This is a genomic window from Streptomyces sp. NPDC001568 (assembly GCF_042893755.1).
Lineage (GTDB): Bacteria > Actinomycetota > Actinomycetes > Streptomycetales > Streptomycetaceae > Streptomyces.
In genome coordinates this window covers 33,908-55,141 of record NZ_JBIAVF010000011.1, presented here as the reverse complement: position 1 = coordinate 55,141, position 21,234 = coordinate 33,908, and the positions used below count along the sequence as shown (strand labels likewise).

At 69.7% G+C, this 21,234-nt stretch carries 20 protein-coding genes; 15 read left to right on the top strand and 5 right to left on the bottom strand.

From position 1 onward, the window contains the following. Positions 1-311: 311 nt before the first annotated feature. Both ACFY0I_RS20910 and ACFY0I_RS20905 read left to right on the top strand, forming a co-directional pair. Positions 312-1,535, top strand: a complete 1,224-nt coding sequence (locus ACFY0I_RS20910) for a phosphatidylserine/phosphatidylglycerophosphate/cardiolipin synthase family protein (RefSeq protein ID WP_388897792.1) — start codon at positions 312-314, stop codon at positions 1,533-1,535. Between the two features lie 1,210 nt (positions 1,536-2,745). After that, positions 2,746-3,396 (top strand): YncE family protein, encoded by a 651-nt coding sequence (locus tag ACFY0I_RS20905; RefSeq protein WP_388897789.1) that lies wholly within the window; start codon positions 2,746-2,748, stop codon positions 3,394-3,396. A 110-nt stretch (positions 3,397-3,506) separates the two neighbouring features. Here ACFY0I_RS20905 and ACFY0I_RS20900 read toward each other — a convergent pair whose 3' ends face one another. Beyond that, entirely contained in the window at positions 3,507-3,668 is a 162-nt protein-coding gene (locus ACFY0I_RS20900) for a hydrophobic protein (RefSeq protein WP_267726032.1), read from the bottom strand. Positions 3,669-4,233: 565 nt separating this feature from the next. Between ACFY0I_RS20900 and ACFY0I_RS20895 the strand changes: the two genes are divergently transcribed. Continuing rightward, complete coding sequence (locus ACFY0I_RS20895; protein WP_388897786.1) at positions 4,234-4,590, top strand: hypothetical protein; 357 nt, start codon at positions 4,234-4,236, stop codon at positions 4,588-4,590. Between the two features lie 32 nt (positions 4,591-4,622). On the opposite strand, the gene ACFY0I_RS20890 is transcribed toward ACFY0I_RS20895, so the two are convergent. Beyond that, positions 4,623-5,882, bottom strand: coding sequence for an MFS transporter (locus ACFY0I_RS20890; protein ID WP_388897783.1), 1,260 nt, complete (start codon positions 5,880-5,882; stop codon positions 4,623-4,625). Positions 5,883-6,036: 154 nt separating this feature from the next. Here ACFY0I_RS20890 and ACFY0I_RS20885 point away from each other — a divergent pair, with 154 nt between their 5' ends. Continuing rightward, the gene (locus ACFY0I_RS20885) at positions 6,037-7,050 is read left to right on the top strand and encodes a GlxA family transcriptional regulator (protein ID WP_388897780.1); all 1,014 of its coding nucleotides are present in this window, start codon (positions 6,037-6,039) and stop codon (positions 7,048-7,050) included. A 70-nt stretch (positions 7,051-7,120) separates the two neighbouring features. On the opposite strand, the gene ACFY0I_RS20880 is transcribed toward ACFY0I_RS20885, so the two are convergent. After that, positions 7,121-7,693, bottom strand: a complete 573-nt coding sequence (locus tag ACFY0I_RS20880; protein ID WP_388897777.1) for an RICIN domain-containing protein — start codon at positions 7,691-7,693, stop codon at positions 7,121-7,123. Positions 7,694-9,051: 1,358 nt separating this feature from the next. On the opposite strand from ACFY0I_RS20880, the gene ACFY0I_RS20875 reads away from it, so the two are divergent. The 10 genes from ACFY0I_RS20875 (at position 9,052) to ACFY0I_RS20830 (ending at position 16,697) form a co-directional block, all read left to right on the top strand. Next, the gene (locus ACFY0I_RS20875; protein ID WP_388897774.1) at positions 9,052-9,519 is read left to right on the top strand and encodes a nuclear transport factor 2 family protein; all 468 of its coding nucleotides are present in this window, start codon (positions 9,052-9,054) and stop codon (positions 9,517-9,519) included. A 218-nt stretch (positions 9,520-9,737) separates the two neighbouring features. Beyond that, positions 9,738-10,106: a nuclear transport factor 2 family protein gene (locus tag ACFY0I_RS20870; protein ID WP_388897771.1), complete on the top strand. Its 369-nt coding sequence runs from the start codon at positions 9,738-9,740 to the stop codon at positions 10,104-10,106. A 182-nt stretch (positions 10,107-10,288) separates the two neighbouring features. Next, a complete protein-coding gene (locus ACFY0I_RS20865) occupies positions 10,289-10,570 on the top strand; it encodes a hypothetical protein (protein ID WP_388897768.1) in 282 nt (93 codons plus the stop codon). Positions 10,571-10,628: 58 nt separating this feature from the next. Further along, positions 10,629-12,851, top strand: coding sequence for a helix-turn-helix domain-containing protein (locus ACFY0I_RS20860; protein ID WP_388897765.1), 2,223 nt, complete (start codon positions 10,629-10,631; stop codon positions 12,849-12,851). A gap of 82 nt (positions 12,852-12,933) precedes the next feature. Continuing rightward, positions 12,934-13,128, top strand: a complete 195-nt coding sequence (locus ACFY0I_RS20855) for a hypothetical protein (RefSeq protein ID WP_388897762.1) — start codon at positions 12,934-12,936, stop codon at positions 13,126-13,128. A 101-nt stretch (positions 13,129-13,229) separates the two neighbouring features. Next, positions 13,230-13,406, top strand: coding sequence for a hypothetical protein (locus ACFY0I_RS20850; RefSeq protein ID WP_388897759.1), 177 nt, complete (start codon positions 13,230-13,232; stop codon positions 13,404-13,406). Positions 13,407-14,203: 797 nt separating this feature from the next. Beyond that, entirely contained in the window at positions 14,204-15,175 is a 972-nt protein-coding gene (locus ACFY0I_RS20845; protein ID WP_388897756.1) for a ribosome-inactivating family protein, read from the top strand. Positions 15,176-15,379: 204 nt separating this feature from the next. Next, positions 15,380-15,880, top strand: a complete 501-nt coding sequence (locus tag ACFY0I_RS20840) for a ricin-type beta-trefoil lectin domain protein (protein ID WP_388897752.1) — start codon at positions 15,380-15,382, stop codon at positions 15,878-15,880. 264 nt (positions 15,881-16,144) lie between these two features. After that, a complete protein-coding gene (locus ACFY0I_RS20835) occupies positions 16,145-16,324 on the top strand; it encodes a hypothetical protein (RefSeq protein ID WP_388897749.1) in 180 nt (59 codons plus the stop codon). Positions 16,325-16,508: 184 nt separating this feature from the next. Further along, positions 16,509-16,697, top strand: a complete 189-nt coding sequence (locus ACFY0I_RS20830) for a hypothetical protein (protein WP_388897746.1) — start codon at positions 16,509-16,511, stop codon at positions 16,695-16,697. Positions 16,698-17,334: 637 nt separating this feature from the next. On the opposite strand, the gene ACFY0I_RS20825 is transcribed toward ACFY0I_RS20830, so the two are convergent. Further along, positions 17,335-17,535 (bottom strand): hypothetical protein, encoded by a 201-nt coding sequence (locus ACFY0I_RS20825; RefSeq protein WP_388897743.1) that lies wholly within the window; start codon positions 17,533-17,535, stop codon positions 17,335-17,337. A 298-nt stretch (positions 17,536-17,833) separates the two neighbouring features. After that, positions 17,834-18,598 carry a maleylpyruvate isomerase family mycothiol-dependent enzyme gene (locus ACFY0I_RS20820; RefSeq protein WP_388897740.1) on the bottom strand — a complete coding sequence of 255 codons (765 nt, stop codon included), beginning with the start codon at positions 18,596-18,598 and terminating at the stop codon, positions 17,834-17,836. Between the two features lie 1,013 nt (positions 18,599-19,611). Between ACFY0I_RS20820 and ACFY0I_RS20815 the strand changes: the two genes are divergently transcribed. After that, the gene (locus ACFY0I_RS20815) at positions 19,612-20,565 is read left to right on the top strand and encodes a sulfotransferase (protein WP_388897737.1); all 954 of its coding nucleotides are present in this window, start codon (positions 19,612-19,614) and stop codon (positions 20,563-20,565) included. Positions 20,566-21,234 lie beyond the last annotated feature (669 nt).

Here is a 21,234-nt window from a genome sequence, read left to right as displayed (position 1 = left end):
TCCGGACCGGTTCCTCGACATGGTTGCCCTGGCTGCCGGGCAACAGGCTGAGCAGGGCCGGTTCGACGCCTTGACGGGGCCAGGACCACGGGCTGGTCACCGGCTTCTCGACCGCGTAGGTCCCTGTGGGTGCCGCCGCAAGGACGGGCCGACCCTCTCCTGCGTACGGAGCCGCACGGCAACGCAGGCATGGGTGCTGAGAAGGCGGACGATGCGGACCGGACCGCAGCCCGCCGGCCTGTTCAGGCGGCGCCGGAGCGGGCAGACGGTGTCTGCCATTCGTGTCCTACTCCTTCATCCCGGGAGCCCCTATGACCCTCAGCCAGGATTCCGCCGCGTCGGGGCAGCAGCCTTCTCCGCTGCTGAGAGTGCCGCCCGCCGATGCCCGGGTGGCCAGACTTCGGCGGCGCTTGGAACGATTGATCGGCATCGCCGCGACTGAAGGCAACGCCCTTACTCCGTTGCGCAACGGGGACGAGATCTTCGCCGCGATGTTGGCCGGCATCCGCGGCGCACAGCACACCGTGGACATGATGACGTTCGTGTACTGGAAGGGCGAGATCGCCCACGACTTCGCCCGAGCCCTCGCCGAGCGGGCCCGAGCCGGAGTACGGGTTCGGCTGTTGCTCGATGGCTTCGGCAGCCGCCTGATCGAGCGGGAGCTGCTGGACTCCATGGAGGAGGCCGGAGTGCAGGTGGCCTGGTTCCGTAAGCCGCTCTACCTCTCCCCGCTCAAGCAGAACCACCGCTGCCATCGCAAGGTACTGGTCGTCGACGAGGAGATCGCGTACACGGGCGGGGTCGGGATCGCCGAGGAATGGTGCGGCAACGCGCGCAACGAACGCGAATGGCGCGACACGCATGTCGAGGTCCGTGGACCCGCCGTCGACGGGATCGCCGCCGCTTTCGCGCAGAACTGGGCCGAGTGCCACGACGAGCTCTTCGACGACCATGACCGATTCGTCGACCACCGGCCGCAGGGCGACGCCATCGTGCAGGTGGTGCGCGGCTCGGCCAGTTTCGGTTGGCAGGACATGCAGACGTTGGTGCGGGTCATGCTGGAGTCCGCCGAGGACCGCTTCCGCCTGGCAACCGCCTATTTCTCACCGGACGAGTACTTCATCGAGCTGCTGTGCGCGACCGCCAGGCGGGGGGTCGAGGTGGAGATCCTGCTCCCGGGTCCGCACACCGACAAGCGAGTCTGCCAGCTCGCGGGCCAGCACCACTACGAGGCCCTCGTCGCCTGCGGGGTCAAGATCTACCAGTACCAGCCGACGATGATGCACGCCAAGGTCATCACCGTCGATGGTGTCGCCGCGCTGGTCGGATCCACCAACTTCAATCGCCGCTCCCTCGATCATGACGAAGAGGTCATGCTCGCCGTGCTGGACGAGCGATTCACCGAGATACTCGACGGTCACTTCGACGAAGACATCGCGGCGAGCGAGCTGATCCGGGAGGGCCGCTGGAAGCGACGCCCCACCCTTCAGCGGGCCCGGGAACTGGCAGTACAGCCCATCCGCCGCTTCCTGTGATCGGCACCGGCGTATCGGTTTCGCCCCCGGCCCGGAACGTACAGGGCGGCGTCGGTCGCCCAACGGGCCGACCTTCCGGCAGACGGCCCCCGTCTTCGTCGGCCTGGAGAGCGCAACGATGCCGGATCCCGAGCGATCGAGCACAGCTGTGGTGCGAGCCCCGCGCCGGGCCGGACCACGCGGCGTGCCTCAACGCCTTTGGACGGACTGCACGCTGGACCATCACAGCTCACATTCGACGAGATGTCGCGCTCGGGTCCCTCTTTGTGGGTGGTGAGTGGTTCGAGGCTGTGCGGCTGCCGTACCCGCCCGTGGGGAGGCGTTGGACCTGGCGGTCGCGGACGGCCTTCCCGTCGACCTGTCGAACGCCTTCGGTAGGGCCGGCGGGGACGTTGTGCGGGAGTCAAGAAGCCGGTATGTCGCCGTCATTCGAACGCAAGTGGGTGCCGGAGCGGCAGAAGCATGTGGTGCCTGCCGGCGAGTGGCGGGTGCCATCGATGACTGCAGGCCGCAGACGATGAAGGGGCGTGCCTCGGCGCACCACGCGCTCGTCCATCGGGGGGAGCGCCGGCGATCGAGAGGACCAACGTGAGCAGCAGTGCGGCCGACGTACGGCAGCGTGTCACGAAAGCGCTGCGGGGGCGCGCTGACGAGATCGCCGATCGCTGGGTCCGGCTGTAGCTGGACCGAACCGGCCTCCGCGCCGGCATCGGAGAGGCGGAGCTTCGGGAAGAGGCGGACGACCTCGTCGCCGCTCTCCTCGCGTGGCTGGGCACTTCATTGCCGGTGGACCAGGGCGTGCGATCCCACGCCGAACTGAACCGTTCGGTGACCCCACCTCGTCCCCCATTCGGTGCCCACCCGCGAGAACCACAACGACCATGTCGCCGGCGAGCAGAGCCACCGAGCCGTACCTCCGCGCCGTTCTGACATCCCACACCCATGGAATTATCCGATCGGTGTCCGTGACGACAGCGCGCCAACGAGCCTGCGTCACTCTTGCCAACTGCGGCAGCATCACGACTCACTGACCACGAACAAGACCAGGAGCCATTTGCCAACTGTGCTGCGTTGCCACAGCTGGTTGAGACTTCGATCGACAGTTGGCGGCTCAGACCGATAGTCGGCGGAATTGGTGGAACGTTCCGGGGGTGGCCTTCGGTGGCGCGGTTCATTCGGCTGTCCAGCATTCTTCTCGGCGTTCGCCGGCATGCCGACCGGCGCGGCGGCCGAGATCGACACGGCCACGAACACGTTGCTCCGTACCATCGAGGGCGTCACCGATGACATCGGGCACCTGGCGGTGAGCAGGGACGGCCTGTGCCTGTACGCCGGGCTGTCCCGGGGCCGCAACATGATGGCGGTGCGACCGACGATCCTGGTCGAGGGCAAGGCGGGTGAGGCAGTTGGCTTCGGTAAGGCGCTCGGGGGGCGAGGCGGGGGTTTGAGCGGTGTCGTCGTTCTGCCCGGCCCGGACGGTACCCGTCTCCTGGTGTTCCAGCACTACGAGGGCATCGTCGCCCTCGACCCCGCCACCCTGGCTGTCAAGACCCGCTACAAGTACAGGGAGTGGGGCGACATCACGAACGTCGCCCCGTCCCCCGACGGCCGCCACCTGTACCTCTCGGTCGTCGGGGAGGAGGGCAGGATCGTTGACGCCGAAACCCTCGCCGAAACGGGGACCTTCCCCGCCGGCGGGTACGGGATGTGCGTGGGCAGCGACGGCACGCTCTGCGTCGCCGAAGACGGAGTGGGTGTGCTGCTGCGGCCCGGAACAGACCCGCTGGAACGGCGGGAGATCGGCCTGCCCGCCCACCCGATGGTCGCGGTGCAGGCGGCGCCGACAACGTGGCGGCCGTAGGCGACCCTCTCCGAGCGGGGCGGATGCGGACATGCCGGTGGCCTGGACCCCCGATCGGGACGGGGTCCAGGCCACCGGCACGCAGCGTGGACTGCGGTCTTGCCGTACGGCTACCAGCGGTACCAGCGGCCGCTGCTGCCCTTGGGGCGGGCGACGAAGCCCACCAGCCACAGGACCAGGACGGCGATGGCGACCCACCAGAGAATCTTCACCGCGAAACCCGCGCCGAAGAGGATCAGTGCCAGCAGAAGAACGAGAAGCAGGGGAACCATAGTTATCAACCTCCGAGGCACCGTGTGCCCGACCCCATCCCCACCATGCATTCGATCTTATCTGTTTCTTATCCGCGCAGGTGGGCATATAGACCCGCCGCTGTTACGAGGTGGGGTCGCATGCCCCAGGGAGTCCGGCGGAGCTGCAGGTCATGCCATCGGCGGTATCTGGCCTCCTTCCAGACCGGGCAGTCACTGCCTGGCCCACGTGCGTGGCCTGCCGGCCGTTGGTCGGGTCAGGAGGTGCGCTGGTCGTGGCTGTTCTTGCGGAGCTGGTCGGTGCGCCGGGTCATGTCGTCGATGCGGTCGACAAGGACTGAGTCCCTGGGACGCAGGTGTGGACGGGTGTCGGCCAGTGGCCGGATGAAGCGGGCCGCGTCGTTGTCGCCGAGCGCCCGGTTGAGGTCGCCGATGGCGCTTCGTGCGCCGGTGGGGAGGTCGCTGAGGGCGATGACCTCGCCGGCGAGGCGTCGAAGGTCGGCTGCGTGGTCGCGGGCCCAGGCGGTGACGGTGCGGTCGCGGCGCGGGTGTCGCGGGTAGCGGGGCCCGCAGGTTGCCTGCTGCCGTGGGCAAACTGGCGTACTGGGCCCGGCAGGCCCGAGGACAGGTCACCGGCACCCTGCTCTTCGACACCGACCTCCAATACGTCGACCATCGGCTGCACTTCGCCGCCGAGGGCCTGCTGCGCCAGGTGGACGTCACCGGCGCCGCCTCGTGGTTCCTGCCCGCCGACATGCTCCCCACGGAGCAGGCCCGCCGAGCGGAACTGATGGGCCGACGTGTCGAGCCACCGGAGTCGGGCGGCACCCCCACGGACCTCGCGCCGGTCGCGGCGCAGGCTGCCCGCCTGGTGGCTGCCCGACGGCAGGGGACGGTGAGGGAGTCCGGGACGGTGCCGGAGCGCCGGGTGTCGTCAGCCTGACCGAGAGGCCGGTACACCATGTCGGCGGCCGTTCACGATCCGTCCGGATCGTCCGGGGTCGCCGGCGTGACGGTGTCCGTGGAAGCGACGCGGCGCAGGGTGCGGATCGCCGGGATGGAGAGCAACGCGACGCATCCCGCGAGGCAGGTGCCCGCCGAGACCAGGAGCAGCCCCTCCGGCGGGGCCAGTTCAGTGGCCGGCCCCGCCAGGATCTGGCCGAGCGCGATCCCGGACACCGAGCCGGCCAGCTCGTACGCGGTGACCCGGTTGAGAACCGCGGATGGTGTGTGGGTCTGCACGCTGGTCGCCCACATCACCGACCAGAACGCCCAGGCGCCCCCGCCGAGGACGTGCCCCGCCAGCAACACCGGCAGCCCCGCGCCCAACGCCACGCAGAGCGGCAGCACGGTGAACAACGCCATGGCGACGGCACCGGCGGCCAGCGGCCGGGCCGGGCGCAGTCGCAGTGCCAACAGGCCGCCGAGCACGGTTCCGACGCCCATGGAGGAAACGGCCAGGCCATAGGCATTCGGGCCGAGCCGGGCTCCGATCAGCGCAGAGCCCAGCGGCACCAGTGGGCCGAAGAGCAGTACGCCGTAAGCCACCCAGATCAGGATGACCGCCCACATCCAGGTGCGGGAGCGGAACTCCTGCCAGCCCCGGCGCAGGTCGCCGCGGAGCGAACCCCACGTGGAAGCAGTGGAGTCGGCGTCGGTCGAGGTCCCCTTGGACCCGTCGGCGGGGGCAAGTCGGATCAGAGCCAAACACAGGGCGCTGAGCACGAAGGTGCCGGCATCGATCGCGTAAACGGCCCCCGCGCCGGTCAGCACGATCAGCAGCCCCGCCAGGGCGGGGCCGAGCAGGTGGGCAAGGGCGTCGGCGACCTTGAGCGTGGCGTTGGCCCGCTGCGGTTCCCGCGCGACCAGCGGAACCATCCCGTTCACCCCGGGCTGGAACATCGCGACGGCCGCACCGGCCAGTGCCGCCATGGTCACCAGCAGCCAGAACGGCGGCGTGCCGGCGAAGAACGCGACAGCCAGCACACCCTGGGTGAGCACCCGGACCAGGTCCGCACCGACCATCATCCGCCGCGCTCCGACGCGGTCGGCGAACACGCCGCCGAACAGGACGAGGAGAACGAACGTCCCTGTCCACGTGCCGAGGACGAAGCCGACCCCGGAGATCCCGTACAGCGGGCCGACCGCGAGCGCGGCGGCCACCGGCATCATCGCGTCGCCGAGCAACGAGACCGCGCGGGCGGTGAAGTAGAGCGTGAACCGTCGGTCCCACAACGAGGTCGCGGCGGGTGGCGGATTGCTCGGGACGGTCGGAGCGCTCCGGGCCTGTGTCTGTGTATGCCTACGTGCGGTGGTCACAGGACGATGTTGGACCGGACCAATCGGCAACCCCAGTGTCCTGAACGACACGATGGGGTACTTTCGCGCCATGACGTCTCGTACGCTGCCGAACTCCCCGGCGCTGCACCGGGTCGTGGCCGTGCTGCGGTCTCCGCAGTCGACCTTCCCGCTGGCCTGCGCGACGGAGGTGTTCGGCGACCACAGCCCGGCGATTCCCTCCCGCTACGCCTTCGAGGTCTGTACCGAGCATCCCGGCCCGGTGCCGACCCGGGCCGGATACGACCTGCTGGTCACGACGGGCCTGGAGGCGCTGGAGCGGGCGGACACCGTACTGATCCCCGGCTGGCAACAGCCGATCGACGCCGAGGTGTCGACGGCGGTGATCGCGGCGGTCCGACAGGCGCACCGCCGCGGCGCGCGGGTCGTGGGCATCTGCTCGGGCGCCTTCGTGCTCGCTGCCGCCGGACTGCTGGACGACCGGCGGGCCGCCACCCACTGGGCCCAAGCCCCGGAGCTGGCCGCCCGGTTTCCGCGGGTCCGGATCGATCCCGCGGTGCTGTACGTGGACCACGGTGACGTCGCGACCAGCGCCGGATCGGCCGCGGGCGTGGACCTCTGCCTGCACCTGGTGCGTTCCGACCACGGCGCCGCGCACGCGCTGCGGATCGCCCGGCAGATGGTGATGCCGCCGCACCGTGAGGGCTGCCAGTTGCAGTACGCCGAACTGCCCACTTCCGGACCGGTCGCCGACTCGTTGGCCCCGCTGCTGGAGTGGCTCGCCGGGCGCTTGGACCAGCCGGTCGGCGTCGCCGAGATGGCGGCCCGCGCCCAGGTCTCGACGCGCACGCTGACCCGGCGCTTCTCCGAACAGTTGGGGATCAGCCCCGGGCGTTGGCTGCTGGACCGCCGGATAGCCGCGACCCGGGCGCTGCTGGAGGAGACCGACCTGCCCGTGGAAACGATCGCGCACCGGGTCGGCCTCTCCTCGGCCGTTAACCTGCGCCGGCGCTTCCACGAGGCCGTGCGCACGACGCCCGCCGCCTACCGGCGCACCTTCCGGGCGGACGAGACCGGGACGGAGACCAAAGCGGTGACACGGTGAGCCCCGTCCGCATCGTGTCTGCGCTGGCCGATGGATGTCGTCGCTCATCGGCGTTCCCCCGATTCGGTGATCATGTGGGCCAGAGTGGCCCCGCGCACCTGCGCGTGGTCGGGAGGTCCACCCCGCTCTCCGTCCTCGGCTCAGAGTTTCTCGCCCGGCTCCCGCGTCTACCGCTGCGCTGTTCGGCAGTTCGGATGGTGAGAGAGCCGATGGCGTCGGCCGTGCGCAGCACATGATGGGGACCTCGGAGGGCCGGATCTTCCCTCGTCTCGCCGGCACGGGCGGGCGACGCTGTGTGTGCTCGTGCGGGCGAGAGGGCGCTGGCAGCATGGTCTCCGTCAGGGCTGCCTGACGGAGCCGGGCGGTCAGACGGGGGGGCGAGGCGGAACTTCTGGTGGTCCTCGTTGGCCCACAGGTGCTGGCGCGCCAGTGCCCCGTTGCGGGTGCCGGCGGTAACCGTGGTGACCTGGAGGACCTTGCCGCTGTGCCGGGTGACCAGGCGGTAGCAGCCGTCGCCCACGGGCTCGGGGCGCCACTGCTGGTGGGTGCCGCCGCTCCATTCCCCCTGCTGCACGGCACACCGGCGCGCAGCAGGATGAGAGCGCCGTGGCACGCATGTTGTTCGGCAGCTGACCTGCTGCATTTACGAGACGTGCGATCGCGCCGCCGAACTGTGCAATCTCCCTCTTGACACTCTGTTGTGCCGCTTGGCCACGTGACCTGCTGCCTGGTGGAGTGTCAGGTTTCTGTTGGGTGACCACCTTGTCTTTGGGCTGTTGGTGACGGGCGCTAGGCGAGGGTTGCATGCCGAAGTGAGCGAAGTCGCCGCAGAAACGTAGGCGAGGGCTGTTGCTGGTTCAATCCCTGACCGTCGACGGGCCGTCACCCGCGCATGAACGAAGCCTATTTGATGATCCGTCAATGACGCATATCTTGTAGGAACCTACGACGCGCGTTATGTAGACGTCACGCGGATTGTAGGGATCTCACAAAGAAGGGGTGCCTAAACCGCCCCCAATGGTCAGCTGCGCTACAGAAGATATCGAGGCAACATTGTGTGAACGAGGAGCAGCAGGGCGGCACTTAACCGGCTCGGCTAGCAGGACCCTGCACTCGTGCGAAAGGAGCCCTTGTAACTCCGACACGGTTCCTAGGCCTCCGTCGGAAGGGCTCCTTTGCAAGGCCCCGTCACTATCACGGAGCACGCTATGCAGGATAAGGCAAAATCGACCGCGCCCGAAAGTATTGAAACGGGCCCGCGCGCGCTGTCCCTTATCGGGAGGGTGGGCCGGTGGTTCGCACGCCGACGCAAGTCGCTTGCGTTCCATCTCGCCCGCGGCGCGGCATACGGAGCCGGCGCCGGTGGTGTCGGGTTGATCGTCTGGTGGATCGAGAACCACTGACCCCTTGTGCCCCGGTCAGCCAGGCCGGGGCACAGCCTTGCCCTTCTCGTCCCCGCCCCTTCCCTTGAACTGCTTACCGAACCCGCACCGGCCCTAGCACGATTCCAGGGCCGTGGAAGTAGCCAGTACTGGACAGCTGGCGTATCCGCAGACGCCGCATCATGCACCGGTAAACCCGGAACCGGCTCAGGAACACCGCGCGAGGGGAATGCGCTCGCCCACAACGCGAACCCCCCGAAATGCACTGCCCGCCGCCCAGTGCGGGTGAGTCCCGGGGTGGAACGAGTGACGGGCGGCTTCCCGCCGCAGCCGACCTCGCCGAACGCCTCGGGGCCTCCCAGCGGACCGCCTCGGCCGGCGGGTTCGGGGCGGAGCGCGACCCATGGTCCGGATGCGCCTTCGCCCCGGTCGGCGCTGAAGTCACCCGAGCCCTGCGCCGCAAGCGCCGGTTGCTCCACCCGGACGAACCCGGAAACGTGTACCTGTCTCGGCCGACCACTTACTTACCTCTGGGGTAATCGACCGTTACCTCCTCCGCCGCCAGGATGAAGCACATCGACGGGGAGCCCGTCGCCAACGCAGCCGCGAGGAGAGCGTCATGTCCGTCCAGTCCACTGCGAACACGGCACGCGCAGGCGCCACCGCCACCACCACGAGTTCCGTTGCCGCGGTCACCCGGGCCGTAGTGCAGGAGTTCCTTGCCGCCCGGGTGGCAGGGGATACCGAGCGGCTCACCGGGCTCTTCGCCCGCGAGGTCGACTGGCTGCTGGCCGAGAACCCCGCCGTCCCGTGGATCCGCCCACGGTCCACGGCCGCCGAGTGCGCAGCTCAGCTTACGGAGTTGATGGAACACACCGTGCCCGACAAGGCTCGCGCCTCCGTCGACACCTTCCTCGTCGACGGCTCCGAAGCCGTCCTGATGGGACACCTGTCAGGAGTCGTACGTGCGACGGGAAAGTCCTTCGAGGGCCCGTTCGCGCTGCACCTCACCGTCGAAGGCGGCCGGATCACCCGGCACCACCTCTACGAGAACAGCATGTCGATCGCCGAGGCCTGCACCCCATGAGGAGTGCCGCCCTTCCCGCCGGCGGGTTCTCGTCGAACTTGCGCCGCGGCGAAGTCACCTCACGGCCCACGGTCCCGGCGCCGCCGTCTTATGGGAGCCAGCCGGGATGATCGTCCCTCACCTCCCTCACCTCCTTCACCGGAGCACGCTCTCGCGTCCTGTGCCGCTCCCCGCGACATCTTTTTACCGATCACTTCACCCGTACAAGGAGCCGACTCATGAGCGACCTGATCGACACCGTAACCAAGTACCTCGCCCTCTGGAACGAAGGCGACGCCGACCGCCGCGCCGCAGGAGTCGCCGACCTGTTCACCTCCGAGGCCCCCTACATCGACCCGCTCGCCGCGGTCGAGGGGCACGAGGGCATCGCGGCCGTTCTCACGGGCGCCCGCGAGCAGTTCGAGTGCCTCTCTTTCGAGCTGCACGGGACGGTCGACACCCATCACAACGTCGCCCGTTTCCAGTGGGCCCTGGTGACCGGCCCGGGCGCCGAGCCCATGGCCATCGGCTTCGACGTCCTCGTCACCGACGGCGCCGGCAGGATCACGGGCGTCTACGGCTTTCTGGACAAGGTGCCCGCCGCCTGATCCCTATCGCTCGACCGCCGCTGCGCGGCGAGGGTACCTCCGAGACATCGGGGCCGGACGCACCTACGGGTGGCCGAGCACATGGCGCGGCTGGAGGCCGACCCGAACACCGGCCGGACAGAAGGTCCGTACGACGACGCGCACCACGCCACCGAGCCGATCCGGATCGACGGTGGCCGCCCATGAGCGTCACCCTCCTGCTGCCCGTCGCTGCGGCCACGCTGCGCAAGCGGTGGCTCGGCTTCGCCGGTTCCTTCATGGCGCTCGCCTTGGGCGTCGCGCCGATCACCGCGAGGGGCCTGCTCGTCAGGCGCCTGGGGATCCTGTTCGCGGCCTGCGGCCCGAGCCTGGCCGGGGCCGGGGCCGGGTGGGGCCCACCCTCCGTCCGAAGCACCTCCAGCCGAACGGAGGAGGAACGGGCCGGCCCCGGCAGTTTCACCGGCAGAACTAATGTCTTGTCATAATTCTGCCGGATGGTTCCGGTGCTGTGCCGGGCCGCACGGATCAGAGGATGCTTCGAGGATGACCACCGGTACACCGGCCACCGGCGGGTTCGGTGAGCGCCTGCATGGTCTGCGGACGAAAGCCGGGCTCAGCCAGGAGGACCTGGCACACGCGGCGGGAGTGAGCGTTCGGGCCCTGTCCGACCTGGAACGCGGGCGCGCCCGCGGACCACAGCGCCGTACCGTGGAGGCCTTGGCCGCCGCGCTGAGGCTCGACGCCGCCGGTACCCGGGAGTTGGAGCGGGCCGCGAGTCTGGGCCGTCCCCGCCGGGCCCGCCGGACGGACGCCCCGCCGCCCGCCGCCGCCCCGGTCGCCGCGGCGCCCAGGAGCGCGCCCGATCTGGTGCCGCGCGCGCCGCGCGGCTTTCACGGCCGGACGGCGGAACTCGCCGCCCTGTCCCGGGCCACGGCGGGCGAGGCGCCCGTCTGTCTGGTCGTCGGCCCTGCCGGGGTAGGGAAGACGGCCCTCGTGCTGCACTGGGCCCACCACGACCCTGCCGGACCCACCGACGGACGCCTCTACGCCGACCTGCGCGGCTTCAGCGACACCGGCGTGTGGGCCGCCATCGAGGTGCTGCGCGAGTTCCTGCTGGCTCTGGGCGTGCCACCCGACCGGATACCGGAGTCCGAGAACGGCGCGGCCGCCCTGTTCCGGTCGCTGGCCGCCGATCGCCGGCTCCTCGTCGTACTCGACAACGCACGCGATTCCGAACAGGTCCGGCCCCTGCTACCCGGCGGAGACCGCTGCGTCACCGTCGTCACCAGCAGACACCGCCTCCCCGGACTGATCATCACCGACGCCGCCCGGCCCGTCGCCGTCGATGTCCTCACACCCCAGGACGCGACCATGCTCCTGGTCCGGATCCTCGGCGCCGACCGGGTGCACGCCGAGCCGGCCGCCGCGCTCCGGCTCGGCGAGCTGTGCGGCGGGCTGCCGCTGGCCCTTCGGGTGGCAGCCGCCCGCCTGGCCGGGCGGCCCGACTGGACCCTGGACGCGATGGCCGCCGAACTGTCCGACGAGACACGCCGGCTGAGCCTGCTGGACCTGGAGGACACCGGAGTCAGGGCCGCACTGCGGCTGACCTTGCGACAGTTCCCCGAGCACGTCTCCCACCTGTTCGCGGCCCTCGGCCGCCACCCCGGCACGCACGTCGACCGCTACGCGGCAGCCGCCTTGGCGGGCACGGACCCCGCGGCCGCAGAGGCCGCCCTGGAGCGCCTGGCCGCCGCGCACCTGCTCATCGAGACCACCCCCGGCCGGTGGACGATGCACGACCTCGTGCGGCTCTACGCCCGCAGCCGGGACGCCCACCCCGACACGCTCAAGCGTGTGCTCGACCACTACATCACCGCCGCCACCAGCGCCGTTGCGGCGGCCGAACCCGGCTCGGAGTACTGCTTCCCGCTGCCGGCGGACTTCCTGCCGCCCGCCGCCGTACGCGCGCTCGCCGACCGGTCCGCCGCCGTGGCCTGGTACACCGCCGAACGCCACAACCTCGTACTGGCGGTCGCCGCAGCGCACGCCACCGCGCTGCACGGCAGGACGTGGCGGATCGTCATGACGATGTGGCCGCTGATCGTGTGGCGCGTCCGGGACGGCTGGGCACCGCTCCTGGAAACCGCCCTGGCGGCGGCCCGGGCCGACGCCGACCCGCACGGCGAAGCACGGGTGCTCAACGTCCTCGGTTGGGTCCTGACCGAGGAAGGACGCACCTCGGAAGCGCTGACCCACCTGGCGGCGGCCGCCGCGCTCGCCGCCGAAGCCGCTGACGCGTTCGCCGAGGCCAACGCCTTGATCGTGCTGGCCACGACCCAAGCCGCCCTCGGCGACCAGGACGCCGCCGCGAAGAGCTGCGAACGCGCGGCCGAGCTGGCACGCGAGAGCAATGACCGGAGGATCGAACGCCTGGCTCTGCAGCACCTCGCCCGCCATCAGACCGACGCCGGACACTGGCAGCGGGCCCTCACCACCGCGACCCGCGCCCTGGCCTTCGACCACCGACCGGACACCACCGACATCCCCCACATCCTGCTGCTCACCATCCAGGGGGAAGCACTGCTGGGACTCGGCAACCGCACGGAGGGCATCGCCCAACTCGACCTCGCAGCCCGCGAAGCGGAATCTGCCGGTTACGACGACGGCGCGGTACGAGCCCTCGGCGCCCTCCTGCGGGCCACACCGAACGAGAGGGTCCAAGCACGCTACGACACGGCACTCGCACGCCTCACCACGCGCACCTGACCCCGTCCGATCCGGATCAGGCACGCCCACGCCCTACCGTGGTGCGGTGCGGCGGGGGACGTCCGAGGTTCGGGTCGGCGACGTGTGGGCAAGTCCCGAGAACGAGGGGCGGTGTGCCGTCGCCACCACCCCTCCGCCCCAGGGGTGGTTCGGGGCCCCATCAGCGGACACCCACGAGTGGATCGCCGACGGCTACCACGCCGAACGCCGCCTCGTGGAGAACTCGTTCGCCACCATCCGTCGACTGCGCCTCCGCGTCGCCGCGCACGCGTGCTGAACCCGTCCCGTGTCGCTCGTCCCGCCGGAACGCTCGTCGTTCGCCTCGCATGCGGCCGCGAGGCCAGGGCAGACGGCAATCACCTTCTGGAAGGAGCAGTGATGCTTGGTATCGCGGCAGCCGTCTTGTTCTTCATCAGCTTCTTGATCAACGCGGCGGAAATATCGACGAACCACGTGTTCTCGTCCGGCAATTTCATGATCCTCGGCCTCATGCTGCTCGCTCTCCAAGTGGCCGGCATCGGCAGCACCTGGACGAGCCGCCGTCGGCGTCGTTGAGCGCGTCGTGAGTGCTGCGGGGCGACGTCGACCCTCACGGTGGCGACAGCCATCGTGAGGGCGTCGGTGACCGTACGAACCGGTAGGCAATGGGGCCGGTACCGACCGGAGCCGGTGTGACGGTGCGGCAGCAGGCACCACCCAAGCAACCCTGACTCCCCGGGCACGGGAAGCCGGTGAGCACCCGGCCCGCACCGCGCCCGGGTCCCGGCCCGCACCGCGCCCGGGGACCCGGAACCTCTCCTCATCGGAAGCCGGCCCGGGGTGGCTCACGGGCGGGAGGCGCCTCAAGAGCGACCCGGCGGGAGAGTTCCCGAGCCCCGGGCGCCACGGACCTGCGTCTCGACTCGGCGGCAGCGAAGGGCGGCGCCGCACGGGCTGCCAGGACGAACTCGTCCGCACCAAGGTCCAGGACGATGAGGACCACGCAGTCGACGAGCTCGCCCTCGGCGGATGACCGTACGGGACGGACACGGGGCGACCTCACGGATCTGGAGGAACTGCTCGCTCGTGTCCATGCGCGGGGTGGTCGCCCGGGCTTGCACGCTGCGGCCCGCCGCAGCATCCACGCTTCACGTACGACAGCGCTCGCGCGTTACTCCCCCCGGCCATCCGCAGAAGTGCGCGGCACCCTACTTCTGCAGGTGAAACTTCCTGTCCTGCCTGGGGTCCGTGGGGTTGTCTGGTGGAGCGGACGAGGAACCGGAGCACCGACGTCCGCGAAGCCGCCACCTTCGCTTGCGCGGAGCCCTCGTCTCATCGAGCGGCCCGCGCCGACCACCTCAGGGAAACCACCGATGAATCCGATCTGCGCCATACGCCGCGCCGGCAGGCGCCTGGGCACTGTGTTCCTGGCCTTCCTGGCCACCTGCGCCCTGGTGACCGTGGGCGCCACCCCGGCCCATGCGGAGACCTCCAAGCAGTACACCGTTCTCGACTGGTACGTCTACGGTCTGGATACCGGTAACGGTGGCGACATGGGCGCGGACCGTGCGGTCCGGTACCGGGACTTCATCGCGCAACTCCGTGCGGCTGCCGGCCACCGGATGGACGGAGCCAATGGCGACGACATGCGTGACACGCCGACGCGGACGAACACGAACCGCGTCATCGAAGCCCGCGTCTGGACCAACGAGAACGGCGGAGCGCCGAGGTCCCACCTCAAGCTGTACTTCAGTGTGGACAACCTGTACCTCCTCGGCTTCACCAGCCGCGGTCAGCACTGGATGTTCCAGCCCGACACGAACCCCGCCTTCCCGTTGGCCGGCGAGGTCCAGCGCGGCCAAGGGCTTGAGCACGCGCCGCTCTTCCAGAGTCTCGGATATCGGGGGAACTACGACAGCTTGGACCCCCACGGGTTTCGCCGCGACTTCAGTTACACGGCCGCGAGCATGCACATGACCATGCAATTCCTGAACAACTTCACCGCCGCGAATCGGCCCAGCGCGCCCAGCGAGTTGGCCTACCTCATCGGCGCCACCTCCGAAGCCGCGCGTTTCGGCTGGATCGAACACCGTATCGCCGCTGCCCTCAACAGGGGATACGACGACACCGACCCGAACCGTCCGAGTCACCTCGGCAACTTCGGCCTCACTTTGCAGACCCAGTGGGCGGCCCTGTCCCGCGTCGCCCACCGAACCGTGAACGGCGGAACCGTCGCACCTGTGAACATCGACGGACGGACGTACGACAACTTCACGCAGATCCGCCTCGGAACCGGCGGAGTCCCGCGGCTCGCCCCTTTCCTCGCGCTCCACGGCAGCCGCTGACCACGGAACGTGGTGGCGGTTGAACTCCGCCGCCGGTGGTCACGACCGCCCGGCCCTGCCCACTGCGCAACCCCTCGGCCCAGAAGCTGTCGTTTGGGCCATCCGTCACCGATTGACGACAGACGTACGAACAGATCACAGCGCTGCGAGTCCCGCGCTCAACTCGCGGTCCACGGACAGCGCTTCCTCAAGTGGAGTGGAACAGTGAAGATCTCGATGAAGAACAAGGCCGGCATGGCCTGCGCCTTGGTCGCCGCGGCCTGTGTGACCGTCGTGGCCACGCAGACCCCGGCGGCTGCCCAAAGCACAACCAGTGGGCTCACCAATTGGCAGACGTCGGGGTGTCTCGACGGCGACACCACGGGATCCGTCTACACCAAGGGAAACAGCAACGGCTGCGGCAAGAACAACCCGTACCAGCGCTGGATCTTCCACGCCACCGGCAACGGAACGATGCTGCAGAGCAGCAAGACCAACCTCTGCCTCGCGGGCGGGGGAGTGGGAAGCGACCGCGTGACGGCCAAGGCCTGCAACTCGCAGGATCCCCAGCAGTGGTGGGATCAGCACTATGTGATGCAGGACGTGTTCACGCTGGTCAATCACCAGAACAAGCGCGCCTTGGACTCCAACTTGAAGGGCGACGTCTACACCAGCAACTTCTCCGATTCCAACCCTTACATGAAGTGGTACATACCGTACGCATAAGACCGCATCCGTCCGGGCGCCGCCCCACGGCTGCGCGGCGACCCGCCGCAGCCCCGGCCTGGGCATCTCGACCGTCCGCATGAGGAGCCGTGACCGTCCCTCGTCGCGCTCCGCCCCGGCCGCCGGAACAGGCCCCGCACCCGGATGCCTCGTCGGGCGGTTCGTGCGTGATCCTCCGTGTCATCCGGTCGCATGACGTCGGCCGGTCGCGGACGTGAGGATGATGGCCGTATTTTCCACTCGTCCCCGTTGGGAGGACATCTCATGGACAACGACCTTCCCGTCATCGGTGCCACGTCGCCCGGGCGGCCCCTCACCCTCGAACGGTTGGATCTCCAGGCATCCGAACAGGACGCCCGGGCGAAGGCCTCCTGCGTCTTCTGCATGGGAACCTGCATGCAGGTGAAGACGGACGTCCCGCCGCGCCGCAAGGGCCGCCCCTAGAATGTCGCCGAAGCCCGCCCTGCCCGCCTCTACGCCGCCCCCCGCCTGTCGACGTCGGGGCGGTGTACCGGCCACGGCACCACCCCGCCTGTCATCCGATGAACCGTCCGAAGGCACGACACCGGGCAGGCAGGCCGGGTGGTGTTCTTGAGGGTGCGCGACCCGCACCCTCACAGGAGGAATCATGAGCACCATCATCAGCGGAACGTCCACCCGCCCCGGAAGGGGCGCCGAAGACCTCGCCCTGACCCCATTGCCCGAGTGGCAGGTGATGGCCGAGGTCGTCCTGCGCAAGGACGCCTGCGGCGCCCTGTGCGCCCACGCCTGCTTCACGAACGCCCGATCCGTACCGCCTCGGCACCACCAGGCATAGCGGTCGACATCCACGCCCGGGCCACCGAGGCCCGGACACTGTCGCGTTGTCGCACGGAGGGGAAGGACCGGGTCGTAGGGGGCTGGTCGGACGAGCTCCTCGTGGTCACGCAGCCGTGTTCCACGCCTCGCCGTCACGAGGTGATATCCGGAGCTGGAACACAGGACAAGTGCCCAAGCCTCCCTCCGTACCCGGACCCCGTCCGCAGGATCCCCCCGAGTTGGTCAGCCACAACGGACGCCTCCGGGTGTCCGTCACGGTGGAGCGCGAGCGTGTGCGGGTCGGCCATCAGATGTTGCACGCGTTCATGTACAAGTCACCAGCCTTCGGGCCACAGCCCATCGGGGCACGGCCTCGTCGGTGGGCGGCGTACGGAGCCCGCACGATGGACCGCCCGCGCCCCGTAGATTCGCCTCGGGGGCAATCCGCAGGCCGCCGCAGCGCTGGGCGATGCTTCGCTCCGCGGCCTCGCTGGGGTTGTGCCACGAGTGCCACCGGTCGGCGACCTGAACGGACCGGGGGCTCCGGGGGGCGTACTCGTCGACTCCGACCACGCGCGGCGCCGGATTCGTTTCCGCGCCGCAGCGGCCGCCCCGAGGAGGGGCAGCCGCTGCGGTGGGGTGCTGGTCCTACCCGGTTACGGCAGGCAGAGCGGGCAGCCGCCCTGCGTGAGGGCGAGTACCTGGCCCCCGCTGTGCGCGCCCTGGGTGGGCGCCGCGGCGGAGACAGTCGGGGGGTTGGTGGTGACGGGCGCGGCCGAGGCGATGGACGCGGTGCCGGCGAGGCCCAGGGTGGCGAGGGTGAGACCGGCGGTGGCGAGCGTGCGGGTGATGCGCATGGTTCAAATCCTCCAGGACGACGGGGTCCGTCGGTGCCTCACCGAGTGGGGCGGGACCCCGGGGGTGGGGGTTCGATCTGTCGTGCACCGACGCCTCAACAGAACACCGACCCGCTCGCCTCCCGTGTCCCCCCAACGGTCCGCGACAGTGATGAACGGGTCGATCGCTCCGAGTCGGTGATCGACGGCCGGCCTACGGGGTCGCGGCCTCGGTCCCACGGGTGGGACCGGCGCGTGAACACGACGGGTCACCCTCGGTGAGCGGCTCGAGGAACACGGGCCGCCGGGCTGCCGCGGCTCAGAAGGCCGAGTGGGCGAACCAGTGGTCTAGGAGGTCCTGGTCGCCGAGCAGTTGGACGGCGCCGCTGCGCGGGTCCAGGCGGCCGTAGAGGAGCAGGAGGAGGTCGGTGGCGGTCCCGCGGACCGTGGCATCGGCCGTCCGGGCGGCGGTGCCGTCCGCCGTGTCCGCCGTCAGGGCGAAGCCGTCGGGGCGCAGATCGAACAGCCAGTCCTCGTCCGGGCAACTGAAGCGGATGGCGCGGTTCGGGGTGCGCAGTTGGGCGGTCAGCGGCGCGAAGGAGGCGGCGAAGGGCAGGTTGGTGAGGAACTCGTCGATGCCGTCGACCGCCGACGCCCGGTCGACCTGTGGCGTCAGCCCGAGCGCGAGCTGGGCGTCGACCCGGTGGACGAGGGTCTCGAAGAGCATGCGTCGCACCCAGAACCGGGCGTGCTGGTCGACTCCCCAGGCCCACATCGGAGCGTCCAGGTCGGTGGCGGCGAAGACCTCGGCGGACTGCGCCGCACTCTCGGCCAGCCAGTCCGGGAGCCCCTGGGGGCGTTCCGGTAGGTGCAGGTCCACCGCGCGACTCGTCGGCGGTTGCTGGACACGCCGACGGAGCAGCTCGGAGAACCAACGGTGCACGCCGCCCACGTGCTGCGTGAGGTCCCCGAGGGTCCAGCCGGGACAGGTCGGCACCGCGGTGGAGAGGTCGGCTCCGGTGACCGTGGCGATGAACGAGGCGGCCTCGGCCGCGACGGCTGCTCCGTGCTGGGCGGGGTCCATGTCTGCGCCCTTCCTCCGGTTTGACCGCGCCGGGCGGGCGCGAGTACCAGTACTTCAGGTAGTAAATAATTCAGGAAGCCAAGTATCGGTGTCAACTTCACCCTCGATCCCGCACTGCCACTGACCGTGACAGCCGTGGGAGGAGATCCTGGGTGCCAGGGGCATCCGGTTGGGTGGGAATGTGCCTGGCCATGACATGGCTCGCCGGCTCCCTTCCATCGCTGACCTGCGGAACCTGTGCCGCTCACTGGCGATGCTCGATGCGATCCTCAGCCCGGATCGGGAAGGCCGGTACTACTCCTTCAATGCCGGCTGGGCCGAGGACATCGCCGAGACCGGCTACCCGCAACCGGTCCAGGACGTGATCCGAGCTGCAACCGTCGGTGAGTCGATGAGGAGTCGAGCCGATGGTGACCATAGGTGGTCGCTTGCGGGGTGTCGGCTCAAGGCTCCGCCGGTCTCTCCGAGGAGGTGGCTGGTGGTTTTGTCGTGGTATCCGAGGGCGTCCGCGACGACGGGACCGGCCGGCCGACCCGGCGTCCGGGGGAGGGCCGGCGGGATGCCTGGTTGGTGGCGGTGTTCATGTTGGCGGGTACCTCGCAGAACGTGCGGGTTATGAGCGGAAATTTGCGATCGGCGACCTACGGAAGCGTGATCGCGGAGAGGGCTCTCGCGGAACTCCCGCAGGTGAACTTTGGTGAGACGGCCGCGGAGGCGAGGGGCATCGGCGGAGTCCGTTCACCCGTCCGGACGGGTGCCTTCCGAGACGAGCGCGCCTCTGCGGACACGGTGCGCCCATCGGCTTTGTCGGCGCGTTGGAAGAATGGCCGGAGTTGCCCCTCTGGGCATCCGCGCAAGGAAGGCCGGCCGCTGTGTGACGTAGTGTCATGCCCGGTGACGGAATGAGATGGCGTCCGGGAGGCTTTATGAGCATCACCTTCGTTGTGGGAAGCGGCCGTTGTGGGTCGACCATGCTGTCGCGCACGCTGCAGGCCCATCCTGATGTGCTGAGCATGAACGAGTTCTTCACGTCGCTGGCGTGCAGGGGCAACGCGGCGTTCGAGGGTGGAGTGCTCGACGGGAACGATTTCTGGTCGCTCTTGAGCGGTCCGGCCCGCCCTCTCGACGCGATCGCGGCCTCCGGCTTCCCCATGCCCGAACTGCTCTACCCCTACGGGCAAGGGCGCTTCGGTCCCGAGAGCGGCGTGCCGGCCATCTCCCACATGGCACTGCCCGCGCTGACAGCCAACCCCGACACGCTGCACGACGAACTCGCCGCCACGATCCCCGGCTGGCCCGCCCGGCCGGCGGCCGACCAGTACCGCGCGCTCTTCGCCGAGCTCGGACAGCGGCTGGGCGGCACGGTGGTGGTGGAACGCTCCGGTGCCTCGCTCGCCTTCCTCCCCGCACTGCGCGTCATGTTCCCCGAAGCGCGTTTCGTGCACCTGAGCCGCTCCGGACCTGCGTGTGCGCTGTCGATGAGCCGGCACATCGGCTTCCGCACCCTGCTGCTGCGGACGGAGGCCATGGTGCTGCTCGGCCTCACTTCCCCCTTCCAGATCGGCCCCGAACACGCCGACTCACTGCCCCAGCACCTGGTCCACCTCGCGGGCAACGTGGACTGCGAGTTCGTGATGCGCGCCCCGATCCCGCTGGCGGAGTTCGGGACGTTCTGGTCGGGTCTCATCACGCGGGGCGTTGAGGAGTTCATGCACCTTCCCGCAGAACGGCGGATGGCCCTGTCCTACGAGGACATCCTCGATGAGCCGGAGCATCACCTGGCCCGGCTGGCCACCTTCGCGGAAGCAGAGCCCTACCCGGCATGGCTGCGGGACGCGGCCGCGTCGGTCATCCGCACCGACCGGCCGCCGGTCACCGACCCCGATACCCTCGCCGCCTGCGCACCCGGAGAACTCGCACTTCAGCGCCAGAACCAGCCCTTCCACAGCACGGAAGCAACTTCCTGAAACGCTCGTGAACGAAGTACGGGGATCGGTCGGAGGGCTCCGTCCCGCCACAAGGAGCGCGGTCGGCGCAAACAGCCCTGTGATCGTGCATCGCCCGGCCCCATGGGGCTCGCCCTGGCTGCCGGGCCGGGCAACGCGCACGGCTCCGTGGCCCGGTCCGGTTCGGCCTGATCGGGTCTGCAACGGCGCCAGGTCCTGCGGGATGATCATGCGGCTGCCCAGGCCCCGGACACACCCCGGACGGACATGACGGCGTCCTGCCCTACCGCAGGAAGGCCAGGACGCCACCGGACCCGGGCGCGCTACCGGCCGTCGCCTTCCGTGCTGTGCAGGCGTAGCAGCTTCTCGTCGGGCTTGCCGGTCACCAAGGGCTGCGCACCCTCACGCCGAGGGCCCGGACGCGTTCCTGGGCCTCCGGCTCGAGCTTCAACAGCAGGTCCTCGCCGACGACCCCGTCGCGCCGCCAGATGGCGCAGAGCCCGGGAGGGCCGGTGTGGCTGACGACAGCTTGCTTTCAGTGGCTTGGGAGGAGTGGCCGCCCGGTCCTTCGGGGCGCCCTGGCTGCTGATAGGGTCGCCCGCTCGTTCACACGCCCCTCCTCGTTCCGTACGACATCCAGTTGGCCCGAGGAACACCCAGCCGGCCGTCTCCGTAATCACCGACCGCACG